Source organism: Actinacidiphila sp. bgisy160 (assembly GCF_965342435.1).
GTDB lineage: Bacteria > Actinomycetota > Actinomycetes > Streptomycetales > Streptomycetaceae > Actinacidiphila.
This window is the reverse complement of record NZ_CBDRCM010000009.1, coordinates 56,152-77,345: the sequence shown is the minus strand read 5'-3', so window position 1 is coordinate 77,345 and position 21,194 is coordinate 56,152. Positions and strand designations below refer to the sequence as shown.

Below are 21,194 nucleotides of genomic sequence, written 5' to 3'. Positions count from 1 at the left end.
CGCTACCCCTTAGAGCTTCATCAGGCTGGCGTCGTCGACCGAGGCCGAGTGGCGGGAGCGGAAGATCGTCACGATGATCGCCAGGCCCACGACGACCTCCGCGGCGGCGACGACCATCGTGAAGAAGGCGATGATCTGGCCGTCGAGGTTGCCGTGCATGCGGGAGAAGGTGACGAACGCCAGGTTGGAGGCGTTCAGCATCAGCTCGACGCACATGAAGACGATGATCGCGTTGCGCCGGATGAGCACCCCGGCCGCGCCGATCGTGAACAGCAGCGCCGACAGGTACAGGTAGTTGACCGGATTCACTTCGACGCCTCCTCGGAGCGCTGTTCCAGCTCGGCGACCTTGGCGACCGCCTCCGCGGACACGTCCCGGTACTGGCCGCGGCCGCGCAGCGTCGGGCTGACGCTGAGCTCCGAGGCCGTGCCGTCCGGCAGCAGGCCGGGGACGTCGACCGCGTTGTTGCGGGCGTAGACGCCGGGCGCGGGGGCCGGAGTGGGAAGGGGCCAGGCGGAGCCCGACGCCCCGGGCTGCCGGCCGGACGACACGGCCTCCCGCACGCGCCGTAGGCTGAGTTCGCGCTGGGTGGCGCGGGCCTCGGTGCGCTCGCGGTGGGTGAGGACCATCGCGCCGACGGCGGCGGTGATGAGCAGCGCGCCGGTGATCTCGAAGGCCCACACGTACTTGGTGAAGATCAGCGAGGCGAGTCCCTCGACGTTGCCGCCGGCATTGGCCTGGCCGACCCCCTGGAAGTTCTTGATCGAGGCGTTGGCGATGCCGGCGATCAGCAGTACGCCGAAGCCGATGCCTGCTCCGGCGGCCAGCCAGCGCTGCCCCTTCAGCGTCTCCTTGAGCGAGTCGGCAGCGGTGATGCCGACCAGCATGACGACGAAGAGGAAGAGCATCATGATCGCGCCGGTGTAGACGACGATCTGGACGACGCCGAGGAAGTACGCGCCCTGGGCCAGGTAGAAGACCGCCAGGACGAGCATCGTCCCGGCGAGCGACAGTGCACTGTGCACGGCCTTCTTCATCAGCACGGTCGCGAGCGCGCCGAGCACCGCGACGGTGCCGAGCACCCAGAACTGGACCGCCTCCCCTGTGGAGGTGGTGTACGCGGCCAGCGTCGTCAGGGTGGTCACGCCGTTCATGCCTCGCCTCCCGTCCCGGCCGGAGCGGTGCCGCCCGTCGCGGGGACCTGCACGTCCGCCGCGCCTTCGCGGTCCCGCTCGGCCCGCACCGTCTCGTCCGGCTTCTCGCCCTTGGAGACCGCGACCTGGCGCTCGGTGCCCGGGGCCGCGTGCGTCACCGCGCCGCGGTAGTAGTCGCCCTCGTCCATGCCGGGGAAGATCGCGTGCGGGGTGTCGACCATGCCCTCGTCCAGGCCCGCGAGCAGCTGCTCCTTGGTGAAGATCAGCGACTCGCGGCTGCTGTCGGCGAGCTCGTACTCGTTGGTCATCGTCAGCGCCCGGGTCGGGCAGGCCTCGATGCACAGCCCGCACAGGATGCAGCGGGCGTAGTTGATCTGGTAGACGCGGCCGTAGCGCTCGCCCGGCGAGTAGCGCTCCTCGTCGGTGTTGTCGGCGCCCTCGACGTAGATGGCGTCGGCGGGGCAGGCCCAGGCGCACAGCTCGCAGCCGACGCACTTCTCCAGCCCGTCCGGGTGCCGGTTGAGCTGGTGGCGGCCGTGGAACCGCGGCGCGGTCGGCTTCTTCTCCTCGGGGTACTGCTCGGTCAGCCGCTTCTTGAACATGGCCTTGAAGGTCACGCCGAAGCCGGCTACCGGGCCCAGGAACTCAGGCATCGTCGGCCTCCTTGCCTACGAGTTGACGCTCCGCACGGGACGGCCGCCGCGGGACGGGCGGCAGCTCCTGGCCGGGCAGCGGCGGTACGGGGAACCCGCCCGCCATGGGGTCGAACGGCTCCTGCGGCCCGGCCTGTTCGGCCGTCTCCCGGGCCTTGTCGCCGCGGTCGCGGAAGACGTCGAAGACCAGCGAGACCAGGAGCAGCAGGACCACGCCGCCGCCGACGTAGAGCACGATCGACTGGAAGTCGTAGTTCTCGTTGCGCAGCGCCCGGACGGTGGCGACCAGCATCAGCCACACCATCGAGACCGGGATCAGGACCTTCCAGCCCAGCTTCATCAGCTGGTCGTAGCGGACGCGGGGCAGCGTGCCGCGCAGCCAGATGAAGAAGAAGAGCAGCAGCTGCACCTTGATCACGAACCAGAGCAGCGGCCACCAGCCGTGGTTGGCGCCCTCCCAGAAGGTGCTGATCGGCCACGGGGCCCGCCAGCCGCCCAGGAAGAGGGTGGTGGCCACCGCCGAGACCGTCACCATGTTCACGTACTCGGCGAGCATGAAGAGCGCGAACTTGATCGAGGAGTACTCGGTGTTGAAGCCGCCGACCAGGTCGCCCTCGGACTCGGGCATGTCGAACGGCGCGCGGTTGGTCTCACCGACCATGGTGCCGATGTAGATGATGAAGGACACCGGCAGCAGCAGCACGTACCAGCGGTCCTCCTGCTGGGCGACGATCTGCGAGGTCGACATCGAGCCGGAGTAGAGGAAGACCGACGCGAAGGCGACGCCCATCGCGATCTCGTAGGAGATCATCTGCGCGCAGGAGCGCAGTCCGCCGAGCAGCGGATACGTCGAGCCGGAGGACCAGCCGGCCAGCACGATGCCGTAGATGCCGACGGACGCGGTGGCAAGGATGTAGAGGACGCCGATCGGCAGGTCGGTGAGCTGCATCGGCGTGCGGTGGCCGAAGATGGAGATCTCGTTGCCCGCCGGGCCGAAGGGGATCACCGCGACCGCCATGAAGGCCGGGATGGCCGCCACGATCGGGGCCAGCACGTAGACGACCTTGTCGGCCTTCTTGACGATGAGGTCTTCCTTGAGCATCAGCTTCACGCCGTCGGCGAGCGACTGCAGCATGCCCCAGGGACCGTGCCGGTTGGGGCCGATGCGCAGCTGCATCCACGCGACGACCTTGCGCTCCCACACGATGGAGAAGAGCACGGTCACCATCAGGAACGCGAAGCAGAAGACCGCCTTGATGGCGATCAGCCACCACGGGTCCCGCCCGAACAGGGACAGGTCCTCGGCGGCGAGCGTCGTCAGTCCCGTCACGGGGTCACCTCCGGTGCGGCAGCGGCGTCCACGGCGGCCGGGGCGATCCGGACGACCTGGCCCGGCAGGGCGCCGGTGTCCGAGGCGACTCCCCCGCCGGCCGAGTTGAGGGGCACCCACACGACCCGGTCGGCCATCGCCGTCACCTGCAGCGGCAGCCGGACCGTGCCCAGCGGACCGGACACCTCCAACGGCTCCCCTTCGGCGACGCCGATCTCCTCGGCGGTGGTCGCCGACAGGCGGGCGACCGCCGGGTGGCGGGTGCCGGCGAGGGCGTCGTCGCCCTGCTGCAGCAGGCCCTGGTCGAGGAGCAGCCGGTGGCCCGCGAGGACCGCCTCGCCGCTGCCGGGCTTCGGCAGCGGGCGGCCGGTCTCCTGCGGGCCCGCGGCGCGCGGGCCCTCGTACGGGGCGAGCCGGGCCAGCTCGGCGCGGGCCGAGCGGACGTCGGCGAGGCCGAGCGAGACGTCCATCGCGTCGGCCAGCATCGTCAGCACCCGGGCGTCCGGGTACTGGTGGCGCTGGACCTGCTGGGCCGGCTTGATCGCGGCCTCGAAGAGCCTGACCCGCCCCTCCCAGTTGAGGAAGGCGCCGGCCTTCTCGGCGACCGCGGCGACCGGCAGGACGACATCCGCCCGGTCGGTGACCTCGCCGGGGCGCTGCTCCAGGCTGACCACGAAGCCCGCCGCGTCCAGGGCCGCGCGGGCCCCGGCCGGGTCGGGCAGGTCGGCCGGTTCGACGCCACCGACCAGCAGCGCGCCGAGTTCCCCGCTCGCCGCCGCCTCCAGGATCCCGGCGGTGTCGCGGCCGTGGCGGGACGGGATCGTGGCCACGCCCCAGATCTCTGCGACCTCGTCGCGGGCCCGGGGATCGGTGACCGGGCGGCCGCCGGGCAGCAGCCCGGGCAGGGTGCCCGCCTCGACGGCGCCGCGCTCGCCCGCGCGGCGCGGGATCCACGCCAGCCGGGCGCCGGTGGCCCGGGCGAGACGTACGACCGCGGTGAGCGCGCCGGGCACGGCCGCCAGCCGCTCGCCGACCAGGACGACGGAGCCCTCGGCGCGCAGCGCCTCATGGGCGGTGGTGCCGTTGCCGTCGAGGCCCACGCCACTGGCCAGGGCGTCCAGCCACTCGGTCTCGGTGCCCGGCGCGGCGGGCAGCAGGGTGCCGCCCGCCTTCTCCAGGCCGCGGGTGGCGAACGGGGCCAGCGCGAAGGTGCGCTGCTTGTGCCTCCGCCAGGCCTTGCGGAGCCGCAGGAAGACGCCGGGCGCCTCCTCCTCGGCCTCCAGTCCGGCCAGCAGGACGGCGGGGGCCTTCTCCAGCAGGGTGTAGGTGACGCCGTCGCCGGACAGGTCCCGTCCGCGGCCCGCCACGACGGCCGCCAGGAAGTCGGCCTCCTCCGCGGAGTGGACGCGGGCCCGGAAGTCGACGTCGTTGGTGTCGAGGGCGACACGGGCGAACTTGGCGTAGGCGTACGCGTCCTCGACGGTGAGCCGGCCACCGGGCAGCACGCCGGTGCGGCCGCGGGCCGCCGCGAGTCCGCGGGCCGCGGCCTGAAGGGCCTCGGGCCAGCTCGCGGGCTCCAGTTCACCGGTGCCGGCGTTGCGGACCAGCGGGGTGGTGAGCCGCTCGGGGCGCTGCGCGTAGCGGAACCCGAAGCGGCCCTTGTCGCAGATCCACTCCTCGTTGACCTCGGGGTCGTCCTGCGCGAGCCGGCGCATGACCTTGCCGCGCCGGTGGTCGGTACGGGTGGCGCAGCCGCCCGCGCAGTGCTCGCACACGCTCGGCGAGGAGACCAGGTCGAAGGGCCGGGACCGGAAGCGGTAGGCCGCCGAGGTCAGGGCGCCGACCGGGCAGATCTGGATGGTGTTACCGGAGAAGTACGACTGGAAGGGGTCGCCCTCGCCGATGCCGACCTGCTGCAGCGCGCCGCGCTCCACCAGCTCGATCATCGGGTCGCCGGCGATCTGCTGCGAGAAGCGGGTGCAGCGCGCGCACAGCACGCAGCGCTCGCGGTCCAGCAGCACCTGGGTGGAGATCGGGACCGGCTTCTCGTAGGTCCGCTTGCGGCCCTCGAAGCGGGTGTCGGCCTGGCCGGCGGACATCGCCTGGTTCTGCAGCGGGCACTCGCCGCCCTTGTCGCAGACGGGGCAGTCCAGCGGGTGGTTGATGAGCAGCAGCTCCATCACCCCGCGCTGGGCCTTGTCCGCGACGTCGGAGGTGAGCTGGGTCCTGACGACCATCCCGTCGGTGCAGGTGATGGTGCAGGACGCCATCGGCTTGCGCTGGCCCTCGACCTCGACGATGCACTGGCGGCAGGCGCCGACGGGGTCGAGGAGGGGGTGGTCGCAAAAGCGCGGGATCTCGATGCCGATCAGTTCGGCGGCACGGATCACCAGGGTGCCCTTGGGCACGGAGATCTCGATGCCGTCGATGCTGACGGACACCAGGTCCTCGGGCGGCACCGCCGCCTCACCGGAAGCGGCGTTGGTGGTGACGGTCACGCGTTCACCTCCAGGTGAGACTTGTCGGCCCAGGCCGTGGACTTGGACGGGTCGAAGGGGCAGCCGCGGCCCTCCAGGTGCTCCACGTACTCGTCGCGGAAGTACTGGAGGGAGGAGAAGATCGGGCTGGCCGCTCCGTCGCCGAGGGCGCAGAAGGACTTTCCGTTGATGTTGTCGGCGATGTCGGCGAGCTTGTCGAGGTCCGCCAACGAGCCCGCCCCGCTTTCGATGTCCCGGAGCAGCTGGACGAGCCAGTAGGTGCCCTCACGGCAGGGGGTGCACTTGCCGCAGGACTCGTGGGCGTAGAACTCGGTCCAGCGGGTGACGGCCCGCACCACGCAGGTCGTCTCGTCGAAGCACTGCAGCGCCTTGGTGCCGAGCATGGAACCCGCGGCGCCGACGCCCTCGTAGTCCAGTGGGACGTCGAGGTGCTCGTCGGTGAACATCGGCGTCGAGGAGCCGCCCGGGGTCCAGAACTTCAGTTTGTGGCCGGGGCGCATCCCGCCGCTGAGGGTCAGCAGCTGGCGCAGCGTGACGCCCAGCGGGGCCTCGTACTGGCCGGGGTTGGCGACGTGGCCGCTGAGCGAGTAGAGCGTGAAGCCCGGGGACTTCTCGCTGCCCATGGAGCGGAACCAGTCCTTGCCCTTGTGCAGGATCGACGGCACCGAGGCGATGGACTCGACGTTGTTGACCACCGTCGGGCAGGCGTACAGACCCTCGACCGCCGGGAAGGGCGGGCGCAGCCGGGGCTGGCCGCGGCGTCCCTCCAGGGAGTCGAGCAGCGCCGTCTCCTCACCGCAGATGTAGGCGCCCGCGCCGGCGTGCACGGTCAGCTCCAGGTCGAAGCCGCTGCCCAGGATGTCCTTGCCGAGGAAGCCTGCCTTGTACGCCTCGTCCACCGCGTGGTGCAGCCGCCGCAGCACGGGGACGACCTCACCACGCAGGTAGATGAAGGCGTGGTGGGAACGGATCGCGTGGCAGGCGATCACCATGCCCTCGATGAGCGAGTGCGGATTGGCGAAGAGCAGGGGGATGTCCTTGCAGGTGCCGGGCTCCGACTCGTCCGCGTTGACGACGAGGTAGTGCGGCTTGCCGTCGCCCTGCGGGATGAACTGCCACTTCATCCCGGTGGGGAAGCCGGCGCCGCCGCGGCCGCGCAGTCCCGACTCCTTGACGAGGGCGATCACGTCGTCCGGGGGCATGGCGAGCGCCTTGCGCAGGCCCTCGTAGCCCTCGTGCCGGCGGTACGTCTTGAGCGTCCAGGACTGCGGATCGTCCCAGAAGGCCGAGAGAACGGGCGACAGCACCTTCTCCGCCGAGTCGACCATGGTCACCGCTCCTCCTCGCCTTCCGTCGGACGCTCCTGCGTGACCGGGCCCGCCGGGTGCTCCGGGTCGGAGACCGCGGAGTCCAGCGGGGCGTCGTGGGAGCTGAGGTGGGCCGCGGGCGTCTCGTCCTGCGGCGGGGCGGAGGGCTGACGGGGCACGCCCGCGCCGCTGCCCGGCAGGGACTCGCCGCGGGCGAGCCGCAGGCCCGCCAGCGAGGCGGGGCCCGCGCCGCCGCTCGCCTCGACGGCACCGGGGCGTTCGTCGGGGAACCCGGCGAGGATCCGGGACGTCTCCTTGTACGTGCACAGAGGAGCGCCGCGGGTGGGTTCGACGGTGCGGCCGGCGCGGAGTTCGTCGACGAGCCGCTTGGCCGACTCGGGGTCCTGGTTGTCGAAGAACTCCCAGTTGACCATCACCACCGGAGCGAAGTCGCACGCCGCGTTGCACTCGATGTGCTCCAGCGTGATCTTGCCGTCGTCGGTGGTCTCGCCGTTCTCGACGCCGAGGTGCCGCTTGAGCTCGTCGAAGATCGCGTCGCCGCCCATGACGGCGCACAGGGTGTTGGTGCAGACCCCGACCTGGTACTCGCCGGAGGGCCTGCGCCGGTACATCGAGTAGAACGTGGCCACCGCGGTGACCTCCGCCGTGGTCAGCCCCAGTTGCTCGGCGCAGAAGCGGACGCCGGTACGGGAGACATGGCCCTCCTCGGCCTGCACCAGGTGCAGCAGCGGCAGCAGGGCGCTGCGGCTGCCGGGGTAGCGCGCGATGATCTTCGCCGCGTCCGCGTCCAACCGCTGCCGTACGTCGGCCGGGTAGTCCGGCGCGGGCATCGCGGGGATGCCGAGTGATACCTCTGTCACCGGTCGACGCCTCCCATCACGGGGTCGATGGACGCCACCGCGACGATGACGTCGGCGACCTGGCCGCCCTCGCACATCGCCGCCATGGACTGCAGGTTGGTGAAGGACGGGTCGCGGAAGTGGACGCGGAAGGGGCGGGTGCCCCCGTCGCTGACCACGTGGACGCCGAGTTCGCCCTTGGACGACTCGACGGCGACATAGGCCTGGCCGGCCGGGACCCGGAAGCCCTCGGTCACCAGCTTGAAGTGGTGGATCAGGGCCTCCATGGAGGTGCCCATGATCTTCTTGATGTGGTCGAGCGAGTTGCCGAGCCCGTCCGGGCCGAGCGCCAGCTGCGCGGGCCAGGCGATCTTCTTGTCGGCGACCATCACCGGGCCGGGCTGCAGCCGGTCCAGGCACTGCTCGACGATGTCCAGCGACTGCCGCATCTCCTCCAGGCGGAGCAGGAACCGCCCGTAGGAGTCGCAGGTGTCGACGGTCGGGACCTCGAACTCGTAGTTCTCGTAGCCGCAGTACGGCTGGGACTTGCGCAGGTCGTGCGGCAGGCCGGTGGAGCGGAGGATCGGCCCGGTGGCGCCCAGCGCCATGCAGCCGGCCAGGTCCAGGTAACCCACGTCCTGCATGCGGGCCTTGAAGATCGGGTTGCCGGTGGCGAGCTTGTCGTACTCGGGGAGGTTCTTGCGGAACTTCTTCACGAACTCGCGGACCTGGTCCACGGCGCCGGGCGGCAGGTCCTGGGCGAGGCCGCCCGGGCGGATGTACGCGTGGTTCATCCGCAGGCCGGTGATCAGCTCGAAGACGTCCAGGATCATCTCGCGGTCGCGGAACCCGTAGATCATGATCGTGGTGGCGCCGAGCTCCATACCGCCGGTGGCGATGGCCACCAGGTGCGAGGAGATGCGATTCAGCTCCATCAGCATCACGCGGATGACCGAGGCCCGGTCCGGGACCGCGTCGGTGATGCCGAGCAGCTTCTCCACCGCCAGGCAGTACGCCGTCTCGTTGAAGAACGGCGTCAGGTAGTCCATGCGCGTCACGAACGTGGACCCCTGGGTCCAGGTCCGGAACTCCATGTTCTTCTCGATGCCGGTGTGGAGGTAGCCGATGCCGCAGCGGGCCTCGGTGACCGTCTCGCCGTCGATCTCGAGGATCAGCCGGAGCACACCGTGGGTGGAGGGGTGCTGCGGGCCCATGTTGACGACGATGCGCTCGTCGTCGGCCTTGCCGATGGTCTCGGCCAGCTCGTCCCAGTCGCCGCCGGTGACCGTGAAAACCCGGCCCTCGGTGGTCTCCCGCTCCTCGGCCTGCTGGGGTGCTTGCCTGAAGTCGTGCGTGCTCACGAGTACGACCTCCGCTGGTCCGGAGCAGGGATCTGGGCGCCCTTGTACTCGACGGGGATGCCGCCGAGGGGGTAGTCCTTGCGCTGCGGGTGGCCCTGCCAGTCGTCCGGCATCATGATCCGGATCAGGGCGGGGTGACCGTCGAAGACGATCCCGAAGAAGTCGTAGGTCTCGCGCTCGTGCCAGTCGTTGGTCGGGTAGACCTCGACGAGCGACGGGATGTGCCGGTCCGTGTCGGCGACGCTCACCTCCAGCCGGATCAGCCGGTTGTGGGTGATCGAGCGCAGGTGGTACACGGCGTGCAGCTCGCGGCCCTTGTCCTCGGGGAAGTGGACGCCGCTCACGCCCGTGCAGAGCTCGAAGCGCAGCGCGGGGTCGTCGCGCAGGGTCCTGGCGACCACGGGCAGGTGCTCGCGCACGACGTGGAAGGTGATCTCGCCGCGGTCCACGACGACCTTCTCGATCGCGTTGTCCGGGAGGAGGCCCTGCTCCTCCAGCGCGCCCTCGAGTTCGTCGGCGACGTCGTCGAACCAGCCGCCGTACGGACGGCTCGCCGCCCCGGGCAGCCGCACGGTGCGCACCAGGCCGCCGTACCCGGAGGTGTCACCGCCGCCCCGGGCGCCGAACATGCCGCGCTGGACGCGGATCGCCTCCCCGTGGTCGCCGCGCTGGCCGGGCAGCCCGGCCGCGTTGACGTCCTTGTCCGGGTTCGGGGTGTCCGGGGAATCCGTCATCGGAGGAGCCCCTTCATCTCGATCGTCGGCAGCGCCTTCAGCGCCGCTTCCTCCGCCTCGCGCGCGGCCTCTTCGCGGTTCACGCCGAGCTTGCTGTGCTGGATCTTCTGGTGGAGCTTGAGGATGGCGTCCATCAGCATTTCGGGACGCGGCGGACATCCAGGGAGATAAATGTCAACGGGCACCACATGGTCAACACCCTGCACAATTGCGTAGTTGTTGAACATCCCGCCGCTCGATGCGCAGACCCCCATCGAAATCACCCACTTGGGGTTCGGCATCTGGTCGTAGACCTGGCGCAGGACGGGGGCCATCTTCTGGCTCACCCGGCCGGCCACGATCATCAGGTCCGCCTGGCGCGGGGACCCGCGGAAGACCTCCATGCCGAAGCGGGCCAGGTCGTACCGCCCGGCCCCGGTCGTCATCATCTCGATGGCGCAGCACGCGAGACCGAACGTGGCCGGGAAGACCGATGCCTTCCGGACCCAGCCGGCCGCCGCCTCGACGGAGGTGAGCAGGAACCCGCTCGGCAGCTTCTCTTCAATACCCATGGCTATTCTCCGCCCCTAGTCCCATTCCAGGCCGCCGCGCCGCCAGACGTAGGCGTAGGCGACGAAGACGGTGAGCACGAAGAGGAGCATCTCGACGAGCCCGAAGACCCCCAGGGCGTCGAAGGTGACGGCCCAGGGGTAGAGGAAGACGATCTCGATGTCGAAGACGATGAAGAGCATCGCCGTCAGGTAGTACTTGATCGGGAAACGGCCACCCCCGGCCGGATGCGGAGTCGGCTCGATGCCGCACTCATACGCCTCCAACTTGGCCCGGTTGTACCGTTTCGGGCCGATGATGGAGGCCATGACCACGGAGAAGATCGCGAAGCCGGCCCCGAGGCCGCCCAGCACGAGGATGGGCGCGTAGGCATTCACGTCCCCGCTCCTTCCAGTCGACGATGACTGATGACGGACCGTGCCCGGACATGCGCCCCGCGCCACCTGGATCGACCCCATGTGAGGCAGTTCACAAGCCCAGACTGCCCGCATCCTATGCCTCCTGGTCTGTGATCTGCGACACGGGGTTCACTCTGGCCTTTGTGATCTCCGCCACCCGTCGAACGATCATGAACGGGGATGAGCGGTGATCTTCTCACTCAGTAATCCCAAACGATCACCAGAAGTCACATTCTCCTGTGTTTCCGCTGGTAAACAGGGGTGCCGCACTATCAGGACGCGACGAGTCGAGGCAAATTGGAGCCGGACCGGAGGACGTGGTAGCGACTCGCCACCCGTGCGGGTGAGCCGTGAAACGCCGCGCTGACGGCGGCCCGGAGCACGTGAACGCGCGCACGAGGATTTGAAGTTGAATGTCCGGAACGCCCTGAATAAGGAAGATCAAAAAAGGGACAATACCACTGGTCCGGAGCCAACTGTGGCGCATCACACTTTTGTTGAACGGAACCGACCGGGCCTGATACCCAAGTCTTCATGTCCCTTCAGACCTCGCATATACGCCGCCGGCGACGCGCCTCGCAGAGCCCCAACTGGGTGCGCCGCGCAGGAGTCGCCGGCGGCGTCATCGGAACGCTCGCCCTGACCGGAATGTCGTCTTCGGCGAACGCCGAGCCCTCGGCCACCGACCCGGCGACCACGGGGAGCATCCCCGTCATCCCCGCCCTCTCCACCACCGCCACCGCCGCGCAGGCCGCTGACGCCATCGACGAGACCGTCGTCGAGCAGCAGCTGGACGCCGCCCGCGCGCAGGCACGCACCGCGGCCATGAAGGCCGCCCAGAAGAAGAAGGCCGCCGCCGACGCGCGGGCCCGCGCCGCGGCCAAGGCCGCCAAGGCGCGCGGGACCGCGACCGCGTCCCGCTCCGCCGGGCGCACCGCGCTGGCCGCCTCCTCCTCCACCGCGACGGGCAGCGTCGCCTCCGTCATCGGCTTCCTGAAGGCCCAGGTCGGCAAGCCGTACGTCTACGGCGCCACGGGCCCCAGCGCGTACGACTGCTCCGGTCTCACCCAGGCCGCCTTCCGCACCATCGGCGTCGAGCTGCCGCGCACCTCGCAGGCGCAGTCGACCTTCGGCACCCCCGTGTCCGTGAGCGCGGTCCAGCCGGGCGACCTCGTCTTCTGGGGCGGCGTCGGCTCCGCCTACCACGTGGCCGTCTACATCGGCGGCGGGCAGTACCTGGACGCGGCGAACCCGAGCAAGGGCGTCGTCATCCAGCAGATGTCCAACTACATGCCGACGTCCGCCGTCCGCGTGCTCTGATCACGCGCCCCGTCCCCACGGAGGCCGCCGCCCCGCACCGGGCCGGCGGCCTCCTCCGTTCCGTGCCCGTGCGGTCCGCCGCCGCGAGGGGAGCCGCCGCATCGCACCCCGCGGCAGGCGGCCGCACACGAAGGTCCGGCCCCGCCGCAAGGAGAGGTACCGCACACGGGGCCGGACGACCGGGGGAGCCCCGGAGGGGGCTCACGGGCCGGAGCCCGGCTCCGCCGTGGCGGGTGGCCGGGCTCCGGGTTCATCGACGGTGGCAGTCACGGCCTCCGCCGTGCCAGACCCTGACCCAGTGGCCCGGCGTGCGGACCCATTTGACGCGGCCGTGGCTGGAGACCCGCACCAGGCGTCCGGGGCGGTACTCCAGCTTCCAGGAGCCCGAACCGAACGAGCACTGTCCCCGCCGGTCGCCCCGCCGGTCGTCGTCGTGACGGCCGTCGCCCCGCCGGTCCTCGTCACGCCGGTCGCCCCGCCGGTCGTCGCCCCGCCGGTCGTCGTCACGCCGGTCGTCGCCCCTGCGGTCGCTCGGACGGTTGTCCGTGGGTGCCGCCGAGGCCGGGCCGGCGGCGAGCACGCCCCCTCCGGCGAGCAGGACCGATGCGGCAGCGGCGGCCAGAACCTGGGTTATGCGCGTGCTCATGACTGCACCCTTCTCTTGATCACGGATCCCCGAGCAGTGATCAAAAGTATGAGCACAACGCCTCAAATCCCGCATTTCGGGCGCGAGCTGACTCCGGGGCAGACGCGCCTGACATCGATGTCAACGACATCGATGTCAGAGAATGGCGGACCGCCCCGCCCGCCTGCCTCCACCCGGGCCCGCGCGAACGTGCGGGCGGGGCACCAAAGTTCACCACCCGTCCCGGCGCACCGCGGTGCCCGGCGGAACAACGAAGGCCACGGCGCCGGGAGTTCGCTCCGGTGGCGAGCCGGCGTCCGGTCAGCCCAGGCGGGCGTCGAGCGCCCCGAGGTCGTCGACGAACCACGCGCGGTCGCCGCGGTTGCACTCGCGGACCAGGTCCCGAAAGGCCGTACTGGCCCCGGTGTACGCCGAGACGTCGCCCACGACGGCAAGCCGTATGCGGTAGTTGGCGAACTTCTGCAGGATCTCCCCCGCCAGTCCGGTGCGCAGGGCGAAGAACCGCTCGTCCAGCCTGCCGACGGGGACGGCCACCACCTCCGCCCGGTGGAAGGCGGATCCGATCACGTCGAGCGCGTCCTGGACGCCGGAGATCCGCGCGCCCTCCTCGCCGCAGACGAGGACGGGAACGCCCCGCCGCTCGGTCACCACGTCAGCCACGGTCCGCCTCCGGGTCCTCGGTCCGCTCCTCCGGGAACATGTCGTTCTCCCCTCCCAGGACGCCGTCGATGGTGCGCAGGACGTCCGCCGTCGCCGCGGCGCCGCCGAGCACCACGACCTTCAGCCGCGAGCGTTCGTCGTCGTAGACCGTCCGGACCCGGGCCAACTCGTGGGGGTCCCGCGCCATCTGGGCGCCGGCCACGAGCAGGGTGCCCAGGCGGTCGGCGGCGGCCGCCCCGATGCCTTCGACCTCGACGACGGCCGAGACCTCCACCCGGTGCCGGTCGGCGGCCGCCGGCCTGCCGGTGAGGGCGTCCAGGTCGGCCCGGGCGACGCGGTACTGCTTGCCGATGCGCACGGCCTTCAGTCGGCCGTCGCGGATGTAGCCGCGGACCGTCCGCACGTGCAGACCGAGCCGGTCCGCGACCTGCTCGACGGACAACCAGTCCCTCTCCATAAGTACGCATCCTACCCTGTAGGGGTAACGAAAGAGTTGTTCAGGTAATCCCCCGCAGCCGCGTGACGGCACAAGAAAGCCGCGCCGGCCCGTACGGAACGGGCCAGCGTGGCAAGCGGATGCCGAGGGGTCAGGAGCGCGGCGCCACCTTCGACAGACCGTTGATCACACGGTCCATCGCGTCGCCGCCCGACGGGTCGGTCAGGTTCGCCAGCAGCTTCAGCGTGAAGCGCATCAGCATCGGGTGCGTCAGGCCGCGCTGGGTCGCCAGCTTCATGACCTTCGGATTGCCGATCAGCTTCACGAAGGCCCGGCCGAGCGTGTAGTAGCCGCCGTAGGTGTCCTTGAGGATCCGCGGGTACGACTGGAGCGCCAGTTCCCGCTGGGCCGCGGTGCCGCGCGCGTGCGCCTGGACGATGACGTCGGCGGCGATCTGGCCGGACTCCATCGCGTAGGCGATGCCCTCGCCGTTGAACGGGTTGACGAGGCCGCCCGCGTCGCCGACCAGCAGCAGGCCCTTGGTGTAGTGCGGCTGGCGGTTGAAGGCCATCGGGAGCGCCGCACCGCGGATCGGCCCGGTCATGTTCTCCTCGGTGTAGCCCCAGTCCTCCGGCATCGAGGCGCACCAGGCCTTCAGCACCTCGCGCCAGTCCAGCTCCTTGAAGGAGGCGGAGGTGTTGAGGACGCCCAGGCCCACGTTGGAGGTGCCGTCCCCCATGCCGAAGATCCAGCCGTAGCCGGGCAGCAGCCGCGGGTTGCCGGGGACGCGCCGGTCCCACAGCTCCAGCCAGGACTCCAGGTAGTCGTCGTCATGCCGCGGCGAGGTGAAGTACGTGCGGACGGCCACGCCCATCGGGCGGTCCTCACGACGGTGCAGGCCCATCTGGAGGGAGAGCCGGGTGGAGTTGCCGTCCGCCGCGACCACCAGCGGCGCGTGGAAGGTGACCGGGGTCTTCTCCTCGCCCAGCTTGGCCTCGACGCCCGTGATGCGGCCGGTGCGCGCGTCGCGGATCGGGGCGCCCACGTTGCAGCGCTCGTAGAGCCGGGCGCCGGCCTTCTGCGCCTGACGGGCGAGGAGTTCGTCGAAGTCCTCGCGCTTGCGCACGAGCCCGTAGTCGGGGAACGAGGCCAGGTCCGGCCAGTCCAGCTGCAGCCGGACCCCGCCGCCGATGATGCGCAGGCCCTTGTTGCGCAGCCAGCCCGCCTCCTCGGAGATGTCGATGCCCATCGCGACCAGTTGCTTGGTCGCCCGGGGCGTCAGGCCGTCACCGCACACCTTCTCGCGCGGGAAGGCGGTCTTCTCCAGCAGCAGGACGTCGAGCCCCGCCTTCGCCAGGTAGTAGGCCGTCGTCGAACCGGCGGGCCCGGCACCTACGACGATCACATCGGCGCTGCGTTCCGAAGCGGCGGTCTCGGTCACGGTGCTCCTCGCTGCTCTGGGCTGATGCGGCCTGTCTGCGACCAGCCGGCGGCGGCCGGACCGGACCCGTGCAGTCTATGTGGCCCCCTCCGCGCGCGGACCGGGCGCCCCGCCTTCAGCGCACCGCGCGGTGCAGCGCCACGATGCCGCCCGAAAGGTTGCGCCAGGCGACCTTGGACCAGCCGGCCTTCTGCAGTCGCCCGGCGAGGCCGGGCTGGTCGGGCCAGGCGCGGATCGACTCGGCGAGGTACACGTACGCGTCGGGGTTGCTGCTGACCGCGCGGGCGACGGGCGGCAGCGCCCGCATCAGGTACTCGGTGTAGACCGTGCGGAACGGCGCCCAGGTGGGGTGGCTGAACTCGCAGATGACGACCCGGCCCCCGGGACGGGTGACCCGCAGCATCTCGCGCAGCGCGGCGTCGGTGTCGTGGACGTTGCGCAGGGCGAAGGAGATCGTGACGGCGTCGAAGACCCCGTCGGCGAACGGCAGCCGAGTCGCGTCGCCCGCGGTGAGCGGGAGGAAGGGGTGGCGGCGCTTGCCCTCGCGGAGCATGCCGAGGGAGAAGTCGCAGGGCACCACGCGGGCGCCCGCCTCGGCGAAGGGCAGGGAGGAGGTGCCCGTGCCGGCGCCCAGGTCCAGCACGCGCTCCCCGGGACGGACGGCGAGGGACTGCGCGACGACCTTGCGCCAGCGGCGGTCCTGGCCGAGCGACAGCACGTCGTTGGTCAGGTCGTAGTTGGCCGCGACGTCGTCGAACATGGCGGCGACTTCGTGCGGCTGCTTGTCCAGGGAGGCTCGGGTCACGCCCCCATTGTTCACCCGGCGGCCCCGCGCTCCGCGCAGGGGCCCCGGCTGCGGTGAGCGGCCACCCGGCCGACGAGGCGCACGGGTGGCCGCTCAGGCCCTGCGGTGCAGGAGCCGGCCGGCGACGACGGTGGCGAGGCAGGCGCCGTGCTCGTCGAAGACGGCGAAGTCCGCCCGGGCGCCCGGCTCCAGAGGCGGGGCCTGACGCGCCGGCAGCAGGCCGCTGCGGTCCAGGGCGGAACGCAGAGCGGGGTCGGCCGGGGCGGTGGCGACGGCCGTGACCCCGCGCAGCAACAGGGCGTGCACGCGTTCGCGCGGGGTGGGGGCCGGCGGGAGCTCGCCCTCGTGGGTCAGGCCCGGACGCAGCGCGCCGGGCCAGGTCCGGACGCGGGCGCCCGGGTGGTCCGCCCGTACCGCGTCGAGCGGGCCCACGGCGGCGACGAGGCCGCCGTCCACCACCACGGCCGGGCCGTCGGTCCCGGCATGGATCGTCAGCATCGGCGCTGGTCAGGAAGTGCTGAGCAGCTTCAGTTCCGGGTGCGCCGTGCCGCCCTCGATCGCCGTCGACGACAGGTGGGAGACGACGTGGTCGTCGACCGGGTCGTTCGCCGGGTCGTCGTGGACGACGAGGTGTTCGTAGGTGGTGGCGCGCTGGGCCGGGACCCGGCCCGCGGCGCGGATCAGGTGGATCAGCTCCATGCGGTTGGAGCGGTGCTTGGCACCGGCCGAGGAGACCACGTTCTCCTCCAGCATCACCGAGCCGAGGTCGTCGGCGCCGTAGTGCAGCGACAGCTGGCCGACCTCCTTGCCGGTGGTGAGCCAGGAGCCCTGGATGTGGGCCACGTTGTCCAGGAAGATCCGTGCGATGGCGATCATCCGCAGGTACTCGAAGAGCGTGGCCTGGGTCCGGCCCTTCAGGTGGTTGTTCTCGGGCTGGTAGGTGTACGGGATGAAGGCGCGGAAGCCGCCCGTACGGTCCTGCACGTCACGGATCATGCGCAGGTGCTCGATGCGCTCGGCGTTGGTCTCGCCGGTGCCCATGAGCATCGTGGACGTCGACTCCACGCCGAGCTTGTGCGCGGTCTCCATGATCTCCAGCCAGCGCTCGCCGCTCTCCTTCAGCGGGGCGATCGCCTTGCGCGGCCGCTGCGGCAGCAGTTCGGCGCCTGCGCCCGCGAAGGAGTCCAGGCCCGCGGCGTGGATACGGGCGATGGCCTCCTCCACCGGCACCTTGGAGATGCGGGCCATGTGCTCGACCTCGGAGGCACCGAGGGAGTGGATGACCAGCTGCGGGAAGGCCTGCTTGATGGCGCTGAAGTGCTTCTCGTAGTACTCGACGCCGTAGTCCGGGTGGTGGCCGCCCTGGAACATGATCTGGGTGCCGCCGAGTTCGACCGTCTCCGCGCAGCGGCGCAGGATGTCGTCGAGGTCGCGGGTCCAGCCCTTGGCCGTGTCCTTGGGCGCGGCGTAGAAGGCGCAGAACTTGCACGCCGTCACGCAGACGTTGGTGTAGTTGATGTTGCGCTCGATGATGTACGTCGCGATGTGCTCGGTACCCGCGTAGCGGCGGCGGCGCACGGCGTCGGCTGCGGCACCGAGGGCGTGCAGGGGCGCGGAGCGGTAGAGGTCGAGCGCCTCCTCGGGCGTGATGCGGCCGCCGTCGGCGGCACGGTCGAGGACGGACTGCAGGTCGGCGTTCTCGCTCACCGGGGCGTCCCTTCCGAGGGTCGTTGACGGACCCGCTCAGCCTACGCCAGGGGGTCAGCCGCCCTGCTTCCTGAGGTCCCCTTCCGGCTGACCGGCCAGGGAGTCGCCCGAGCGGTAGTGCAGCGAGCCGTCCGCGTTGAGGGCGAAACGCTCGTCGGCCGAGCCGTCCGAGCAGACCCCGGGATGCGGGTTGGTGCCGCCACTGGTGTCCAGCACGACGCTCTTCTCCGTGGCCTCGGCGAGCTTCCAGTCGCCGCTGCAGTCGTAGGACGTGCCGAGCAGGTCCAGCACGCTCTTGTCGCGGCCGACGACCGCGCCGACCTTGCCCTCGCGCAGCGTGATCTCCATCGTCCCCGGCACGCCGTGGGCGGTGACGGTGTCGCCCTTCCACGTACCGACGAAGGCCTTCGGGAGGGCGTCCAGCCGCGGCCCCGAGGCCGGCGGCGGGGAGGAGGACGCCGGGGAGGAGGATGTGGCCGAGGACGCCGTCGAGGGCCCGGAGTCCGCGTTGTGCGAGGGGCCGCGCTCACCGCCCTTGGCCTGCTCCGAGCCGTCGACGAGGCCCGGCAGCACGAGCGCCAGTGCCACGGCGGCCGCGACCAGCACGATCCCCGTGGCGGCCAGAGCGGCGGCGCGGCCGCGCCGCTGGCCCGGGGCGGGGGTGGGCGGGGGCGTGGCGGCCGGCGGCGGCGCGTCGTGAGGTTCGGTCAGCGAGGGCGGCGGGCCGAACGACCCGTACGAGGGGTGCGAACCGTACGAGCCGCGGCTGCCGCCCGGCCCGCCGGCGGTCCCGTCCGCGGTACCGGTGACCGGGCCGTTCGGGCCCGGTGGCGGAGCGGGTTCGAGGTCGAGCAACTCGACGGCCTGCCGCCCCAGGCGCTCCGTCAGCGGGGCCGGCAGCCAGCCGGACCGCACCAGCGACGCGGCGTCGCCGCCGGGGGCCAGCAGTTCGGCGAGCCCGCGGGGCGTCGGACGCACCGCGGGGTCCTTGGCCAGGCAGGACTCCGCGATCCGGCGCAGCTCGTCGGGGACTCCGTCGAGTTCGGGCTCCTCGTGGGCGACCTTGTAGAGCAGGACCGCCGCGCTGTCCCCGGTGAAGGGACCGCGGCCGGTCGCGGCGAAGGCCAGCACCGCGCCGAGGGCGAAGATGTCGGCGGCGGGGCCGGTGGGTCCGCCGGTGACCTGCTCGGGCGCCATGTAGCCGGGCGAGCCGACGACCACGCCCTTGCTGGTCAGGGCGGCCGTGGCGTCCATGGCACGGGCGATGCCGAAGTCGATCAGCACCGGGCCGTCGAGCGAGAGCAGCACGTTGGACGGTTTGATGTCGCGGTGCACCAGCCCCCGCCCGTGCACGGCCTCCAGCGCCTCGGCGAGCCCCGCGCCCAGCGCCCGTACGCCCTGCGGCGTCAGGGGCCCGAAGGTGGCGACGGCCTCGGACAGGGCGGGACCGGCGACGTAGCGGGTGGCCACCCACGGCACCGGCGAGTCGGTGTCGGCGTCCAGCACCGGCGCGCTCCACGCGCCGCCGACCCGGCGCGCCGCGTCGACCTCGCGCTGGAACCGGGTGCGGAACTCCAGGTCGTCCGCGAGCTCCGAACGCACCACCTTCACGGCCACCGTCCGGCCGCCGGGGCTGCGCCCCAGGTAGACCCGGCCCATCCCGCCGGCCCCCAGCCGGCCGAGGATGCGGTACGGGCCTATCGCCGGGGGGTCGTTCGCTTGCAGGGGCTGCATCTGCGCGCCTCTCACCGGTGCGGAAGGTCAGTGGAGTTGTACCCGTGGCCGCCGTGGTCACCCCAGCCGTCGCGGCTGCCGCCTGAGCGGGTCCGGAGGCCGTCGCCACGGCCGGGGCCGCCGACGATCGCAGTGGGCCCGCGGGCCCTGCCCGGGCCGGCGGCGGGGCGCCACCGGCCCGTACGGGTCAGCCCCCGGCGCCCAGCAGTTCGACGCGCGCCTGCGCCGGGAAGCCCACCCGGCGGGCGAACTCGGCGATGCCGGTGAGCTGCTCGGGGCCGAGCGAGAAGTCCAGGGTGGTGAAGTAGCGCTGGAGTGTGCGGGCGTCGAAGGCCTCCCAGCGGGCGGCCTGCTCGGCGACCTTCTCCACCTCCTCCATGCTCAGGTCGCGGGAGGCGAGAAAGGCCTGGTGCACTTCGTGCACCGCGTCGGGACGGGCCGCCAGGTAGTCGCGGCGGGCGGCCCAGACGGCGAAGACGAAGGGCAGCCCGGTCCACTCCTTCCACATCAGCCCGAGGTCGTGCACCTCCAGGCCGAGCCGCGGCGCGTCGTGCAGCGAGGCACGCAGCGCCGCGTCCCCGATCAGGACGGCGGCCTGGGCCTCCTGCATCATCAGCGAGAGATCGGGGGGGCACGTGTAGTAGTCGGGCTCGACCCGGTACTGCTCGGCGAGCAGCAACTGGGCCAGGCGGACCGAGGTGCGGCTGGTGGAGCCGAGGGCGACCCGGGCGCCGTCCAGCGAGCCCAGCGGGACCTGGCTGACGATCACGCAGGACATCACCGGGCCGTCGCAGCCGACGGCGATGTCCGGGAGCGCTACCAGGTCCTCGGCGTGCCGGAGGTACTCCATGAGGGTGATCGGACCGACGTCCAGGTCCCCGGCGACGAGCTGGGCGCTCAGCTTCTCCGGCGTGTCCTTGGTCAGCTCCAGGTCGAGCAGGGCACCCGTTCGGGCCAATCCCCAGTAAAGGGGTACACAATTCAGGAACTGGATGTGCCCGACGCGAGGCCGGGCCCGGCGCGCACCACCGGCGGATGGAAGAGGCGCAGATTTGTCCACATCAGGAGGCTAGACCCCCGCCCCCGGGATCTTCCGGCGGGGCCCGGTCACCCACGCCGGGCCATCGGGAGTCGGCACCGCGTTCACTCCGCGTTCGCGCCTCGCGCGGCACGGGGGAAATCCGATCTTGTCGCTCTTCCCCGCCGCAGATGCTCCGTGCTACTGTCGTCGCAAGTTGCAGTTTGGTTTCCCTTGCAGTACAGAGCCTGCGGAGCATGTGACCGCGGGCTTTTGTAGTTTTCAGACTTCTTGCAGTGAGCAGGGCAGGTTCTGGAGCAGGGCAACCCTTTGGCCCAAGGAGGGCTTATGGCTACCGGAACCGTCAAGTGGTTCAACGCCGAGAAGGGCTTCGGCTTCATCGCCCAGGACGGCGGCGGCCCCGATGTCTTCGTCCACTACTCCGCGATCAACGCCTCCGGCTTCCGTTCGCTGGAGGAGAACCAGGCGGTGACCTTCGACGTCACGCAGGGTCCGAAGGGCCCTCAGGCGGAGAACGTCACCCCCGCCTGATCGCGGACTGACGCGCAGTAACCGACGAGCA

The 21,194-nt window shown here is 71.3% G+C and carries 22 protein-coding genes; 2 read left to right on the top strand and 20 right to left on the bottom strand.

The features are described 5' to 3' along the window. Window positions 1-9: 9 nt before the first annotated feature. From nuoK to ACRWNP_RS10800, 11 genes are read right to left on the bottom strand one after another with little or no spacing between them, the layout of a single operon-like run. On the bottom strand, window positions 10-309 hold the full coding sequence (gene nuoK / locus ACRWNP_RS10850) for an NADH-quinone oxidoreductase subunit NuoK (protein WP_431960877.1): 300 nt from the start codon (window positions 307-309) through the stop codon (window positions 10-12). Next, window positions 306-1,154 carry an NADH-quinone oxidoreductase subunit J gene (locus ACRWNP_RS10845; protein ID WP_431960876.1) on the bottom strand — a complete coding sequence of 283 codons (849 nt, stop codon included), beginning with the start codon at window positions 1,152-1,154 and terminating at the stop codon, window positions 306-308. Before ACRWNP_RS10845 ends, nuoK begins: the two co-directional genes overlap by 4 nt. Then, on the bottom strand, window positions 1,151-1,807 hold the full coding sequence (nuoI, locus tag ACRWNP_RS10840; protein WP_431960875.1) for an NADH-quinone oxidoreductase subunit NuoI: 657 nt from the start codon (window positions 1,805-1,807) through the stop codon (window positions 1,151-1,153). The genes ACRWNP_RS10845 and nuoI overlap by 4 nt, the downstream gene beginning before the upstream one ends. Next, window positions 1,800-3,137, bottom strand: coding sequence for an NADH-quinone oxidoreductase subunit NuoH (gene nuoH, locus ACRWNP_RS10835; protein WP_431960874.1), 1,338 nt, complete (start codon window positions 3,135-3,137; stop codon window positions 1,800-1,802). The genes nuoI and nuoH overlap by 8 nt, the downstream gene beginning before the upstream one ends. Then, window positions 3,134-5,635: an NADH-quinone oxidoreductase subunit G gene (locus ACRWNP_RS10830; RefSeq protein WP_431960873.1), complete on the bottom strand. Its 2,502-nt coding sequence runs from the start codon at window positions 5,633-5,635 to the stop codon at window positions 3,134-3,136. Before ACRWNP_RS10830 ends, nuoH begins: the two co-directional genes overlap by 4 nt. Further along, window positions 5,632-6,963 (bottom strand): NADH-quinone oxidoreductase subunit NuoF, encoded by a 1,332-nt coding sequence (nuoF, locus tag ACRWNP_RS10825; RefSeq protein ID WP_431960975.1) that lies wholly within the window; start codon window positions 6,961-6,963, stop codon window positions 5,632-5,634. The genes ACRWNP_RS10830 and nuoF overlap by 4 nt, the downstream gene beginning before the upstream one ends. 2 nt (window positions 6,964-6,965) lie before the next feature. Continuing rightward, the gene (gene nuoE, locus ACRWNP_RS10820; protein ID WP_431960974.1) at window positions 6,966-7,793 is read right to left on the bottom strand and encodes an NADH-quinone oxidoreductase subunit NuoE; all 828 of its coding nucleotides are present in this window, start codon (window positions 7,791-7,793) and stop codon (window positions 6,966-6,968) included. A gap of 26 nt (window positions 7,794-7,819) precedes the next feature. Then, complete coding sequence (locus ACRWNP_RS10815; RefSeq protein ID WP_431960872.1) at window positions 7,820-9,163, bottom strand: NADH-quinone oxidoreductase subunit D; 1,344 nt, start codon at window positions 9,161-9,163, stop codon at window positions 7,820-7,822. Continuing rightward, window positions 9,160-9,897: an NADH-quinone oxidoreductase subunit C gene (locus ACRWNP_RS10810; protein WP_431960871.1), complete on the bottom strand. Its 738-nt coding sequence runs from the start codon at window positions 9,895-9,897 to the stop codon at window positions 9,160-9,162. The genes ACRWNP_RS10815 and ACRWNP_RS10810 overlap by 4 nt, the downstream gene beginning before the upstream one ends. Next, entirely contained in the window at window positions 9,894-10,448 is a 555-nt protein-coding gene (locus ACRWNP_RS10805) for a NuoB/complex I 20 kDa subunit family protein (RefSeq protein ID WP_018558792.1), read from the bottom strand. Before ACRWNP_RS10805 ends, ACRWNP_RS10810 begins: the two co-directional genes overlap by 4 nt. A gap of 15 nt (window positions 10,449-10,463) precedes the next feature. Then, a complete protein-coding gene (locus tag ACRWNP_RS10800; RefSeq protein ID WP_018558791.1) occupies window positions 10,464-10,823 on the bottom strand; it encodes an NADH-quinone oxidoreductase subunit A in 360 nt (119 codons plus the stop codon). Between the two features lie 555 nt (window positions 10,824-11,378). On the opposite strand from ACRWNP_RS10800, the gene ACRWNP_RS10795 reads away from it, so the two are divergent. Beyond that, window positions 11,379-12,164 (top strand): C40 family peptidase, encoded by a 786-nt coding sequence (locus tag ACRWNP_RS10795; RefSeq protein WP_431960870.1) that lies wholly within the window; start codon window positions 11,379-11,381, stop codon window positions 12,162-12,164. A 250-nt stretch (window positions 12,165-12,414) separates the two neighbouring features. Here the strand turns inward: ACRWNP_RS10795 and ACRWNP_RS10790 are convergent, their stop codons facing one another. The 9 genes from ACRWNP_RS10790 to ACRWNP_RS10750 form a co-directional block, all read right to left on the bottom strand. Beyond that, entirely contained in the window at window positions 12,415-12,810 is a 396-nt protein-coding gene (locus ACRWNP_RS10790) for a hypothetical protein (RefSeq protein ID WP_431960869.1), read from the bottom strand. Window positions 12,811-13,110: 300 nt separating this feature from the next. Beyond that, window positions 13,111-13,470 carry a DUF4180 domain-containing protein gene (locus tag ACRWNP_RS10785; protein ID WP_431960867.1) on the bottom strand — a complete coding sequence of 120 codons (360 nt, stop codon included), beginning with the start codon at window positions 13,468-13,470 and terminating at the stop codon, window positions 13,111-13,113. Beyond that, a complete protein-coding gene (locus ACRWNP_RS10780) occupies window positions 13,463-13,927 on the bottom strand; it encodes a helix-turn-helix domain-containing protein (RefSeq protein ID WP_431960866.1) in 465 nt (154 codons plus the stop codon). Before ACRWNP_RS10780 ends, ACRWNP_RS10785 begins: the two co-directional genes overlap by 8 nt. A 130-nt stretch (window positions 13,928-14,057) precedes the next feature. Further along, window positions 14,058-15,347: a geranylgeranyl reductase family protein gene (locus ACRWNP_RS10775; RefSeq protein WP_431960865.1), complete on the bottom strand. Its 1,290-nt coding sequence runs from the start codon at window positions 15,345-15,347 to the stop codon at window positions 14,058-14,060. Window positions 15,348-15,462: 115 nt separating this feature from the next. Beyond that, on the bottom strand, window positions 15,463-16,152 hold the full coding sequence (locus ACRWNP_RS10770; RefSeq protein WP_431960864.1) for a demethylmenaquinone methyltransferase: 690 nt from the start codon (window positions 16,150-16,152) through the stop codon (window positions 15,463-15,465). 93 nt (window positions 16,153-16,245) lie between these two features. Then, a complete protein-coding gene (locus tag ACRWNP_RS10765) occupies window positions 16,246-16,650 on the bottom strand; it encodes an imidazolonepropionase-like domain-containing protein (RefSeq protein WP_431960863.1) in 405 nt (134 codons plus the stop codon). Between the two features lie 9 nt (window positions 16,651-16,659). Then, a complete protein-coding gene (mqnC, locus tag ACRWNP_RS10760; RefSeq protein WP_431960862.1) occupies window positions 16,660-17,859 on the bottom strand; it encodes a cyclic dehypoxanthinyl futalosine synthase in 1,200 nt (399 codons plus the stop codon). A 54-nt stretch (window positions 17,860-17,913) separates the two neighbouring features. Next, complete coding sequence (locus ACRWNP_RS10755; RefSeq protein ID WP_431960861.1) at window positions 17,914-19,593, bottom strand: protein kinase domain-containing protein; 1,680 nt, start codon at window positions 19,591-19,593, stop codon at window positions 17,914-17,916. A 187-nt stretch (window positions 19,594-19,780) separates the two neighbouring features. Continuing rightward, complete coding sequence (locus tag ACRWNP_RS10750; RefSeq protein ID WP_431960860.1) at window positions 19,781-20,653, bottom strand: menaquinone biosynthetic enzyme MqnA/MqnD family protein; 873 nt, start codon at window positions 20,651-20,653, stop codon at window positions 19,781-19,783. A gap of 306 nt (window positions 20,654-20,959) precedes the next feature. On the opposite strand from ACRWNP_RS10750, the gene ACRWNP_RS10745 reads away from it, so the two are divergent. Then, a complete protein-coding gene (locus tag ACRWNP_RS10745) occupies window positions 20,960-21,163 on the top strand; it encodes a cold-shock protein (protein WP_004943697.1) in 204 nt (67 codons plus the stop codon). Window positions 21,164-21,194: the final 31 nt, after the last annotated feature.

Bases quoted from the DNA above. Each gene is read 5' to 3' on its own strand.
- ACRWNP_RS10845 (WP_431960876.1), bottom strand. From the start codon at position 1,154: ATGAACGGCGTGACCACCCTGACGACGCTGGCCGCGTACACCACCTCC.
- ACRWNP_RS10810 (WP_431960871.1), bottom strand. From the start codon at position 9,897: ATGACGGATTCCCCGGACACCCCGAACCCGGACAAGGACGTCAACGCG.
- ACRWNP_RS10790 (WP_431960869.1), bottom strand. From the start codon at position 12,810: ATGAGCACGCGCATAACCCAGGTTCTGGCCGCCGCTGCCGCATCGGTC.
- ACRWNP_RS10755 (WP_431960861.1), bottom strand. From the start codon at position 19,593: ATGCAGCCCCTGCAAGCGAACGACCCCCCGGCGATAGGCCCGTACCGC.
- nuoF (WP_431960975.1), bottom strand. From the start codon at position 6,963: ATGGTCGACTCGGCGGAGAAGGTGCTGTCGCCCGTTCTCTCGGCCTTC.
- ACRWNP_RS10780 (WP_431960866.1), bottom strand. From the start codon at position 13,927: ATGGAGAGGGACTGGTTGTCCGTCGAGCAGGTCGCGGACCGGCTCGGT.
- ACRWNP_RS10805 (WP_018558792.1), bottom strand. From the start codon at position 10,448: ATGGGTATTGAAGAGAAGCTGCCGAGCGGGTTCCTGCTCACCTCCGTC.
- nuoE (WP_431960974.1), bottom strand. From the start codon at position 7,793: ATGCCCGCGCCGGACTACCCGGCCGACGTACGGCAGCGGTTGGACGCG.
- ACRWNP_RS10765 (WP_431960863.1), bottom strand. From the start codon at position 16,650: ATGCTGACGATCCATGCCGGGACCGACGGCCCGGCCGTGGTGGTGGAC.
- nuoI (WP_431960875.1), bottom strand. From the start codon at position 1,807: ATGCCTGAGTTCCTGGGCCCGGTAGCCGGCTTCGGCGTGACCTTCAAG.
- ACRWNP_RS10745 (WP_004943697.1), top strand. From the start codon at position 20,960: ATGGCTACCGGAACCGTCAAGTGGTTCAACGCCGAGAAGGGCTTCGGC.
- ACRWNP_RS10795 (WP_431960870.1), top strand. From the start codon at position 11,379: ATGTCCCTTCAGACCTCGCATATACGCCGCCGGCGACGCGCCTCGCAG.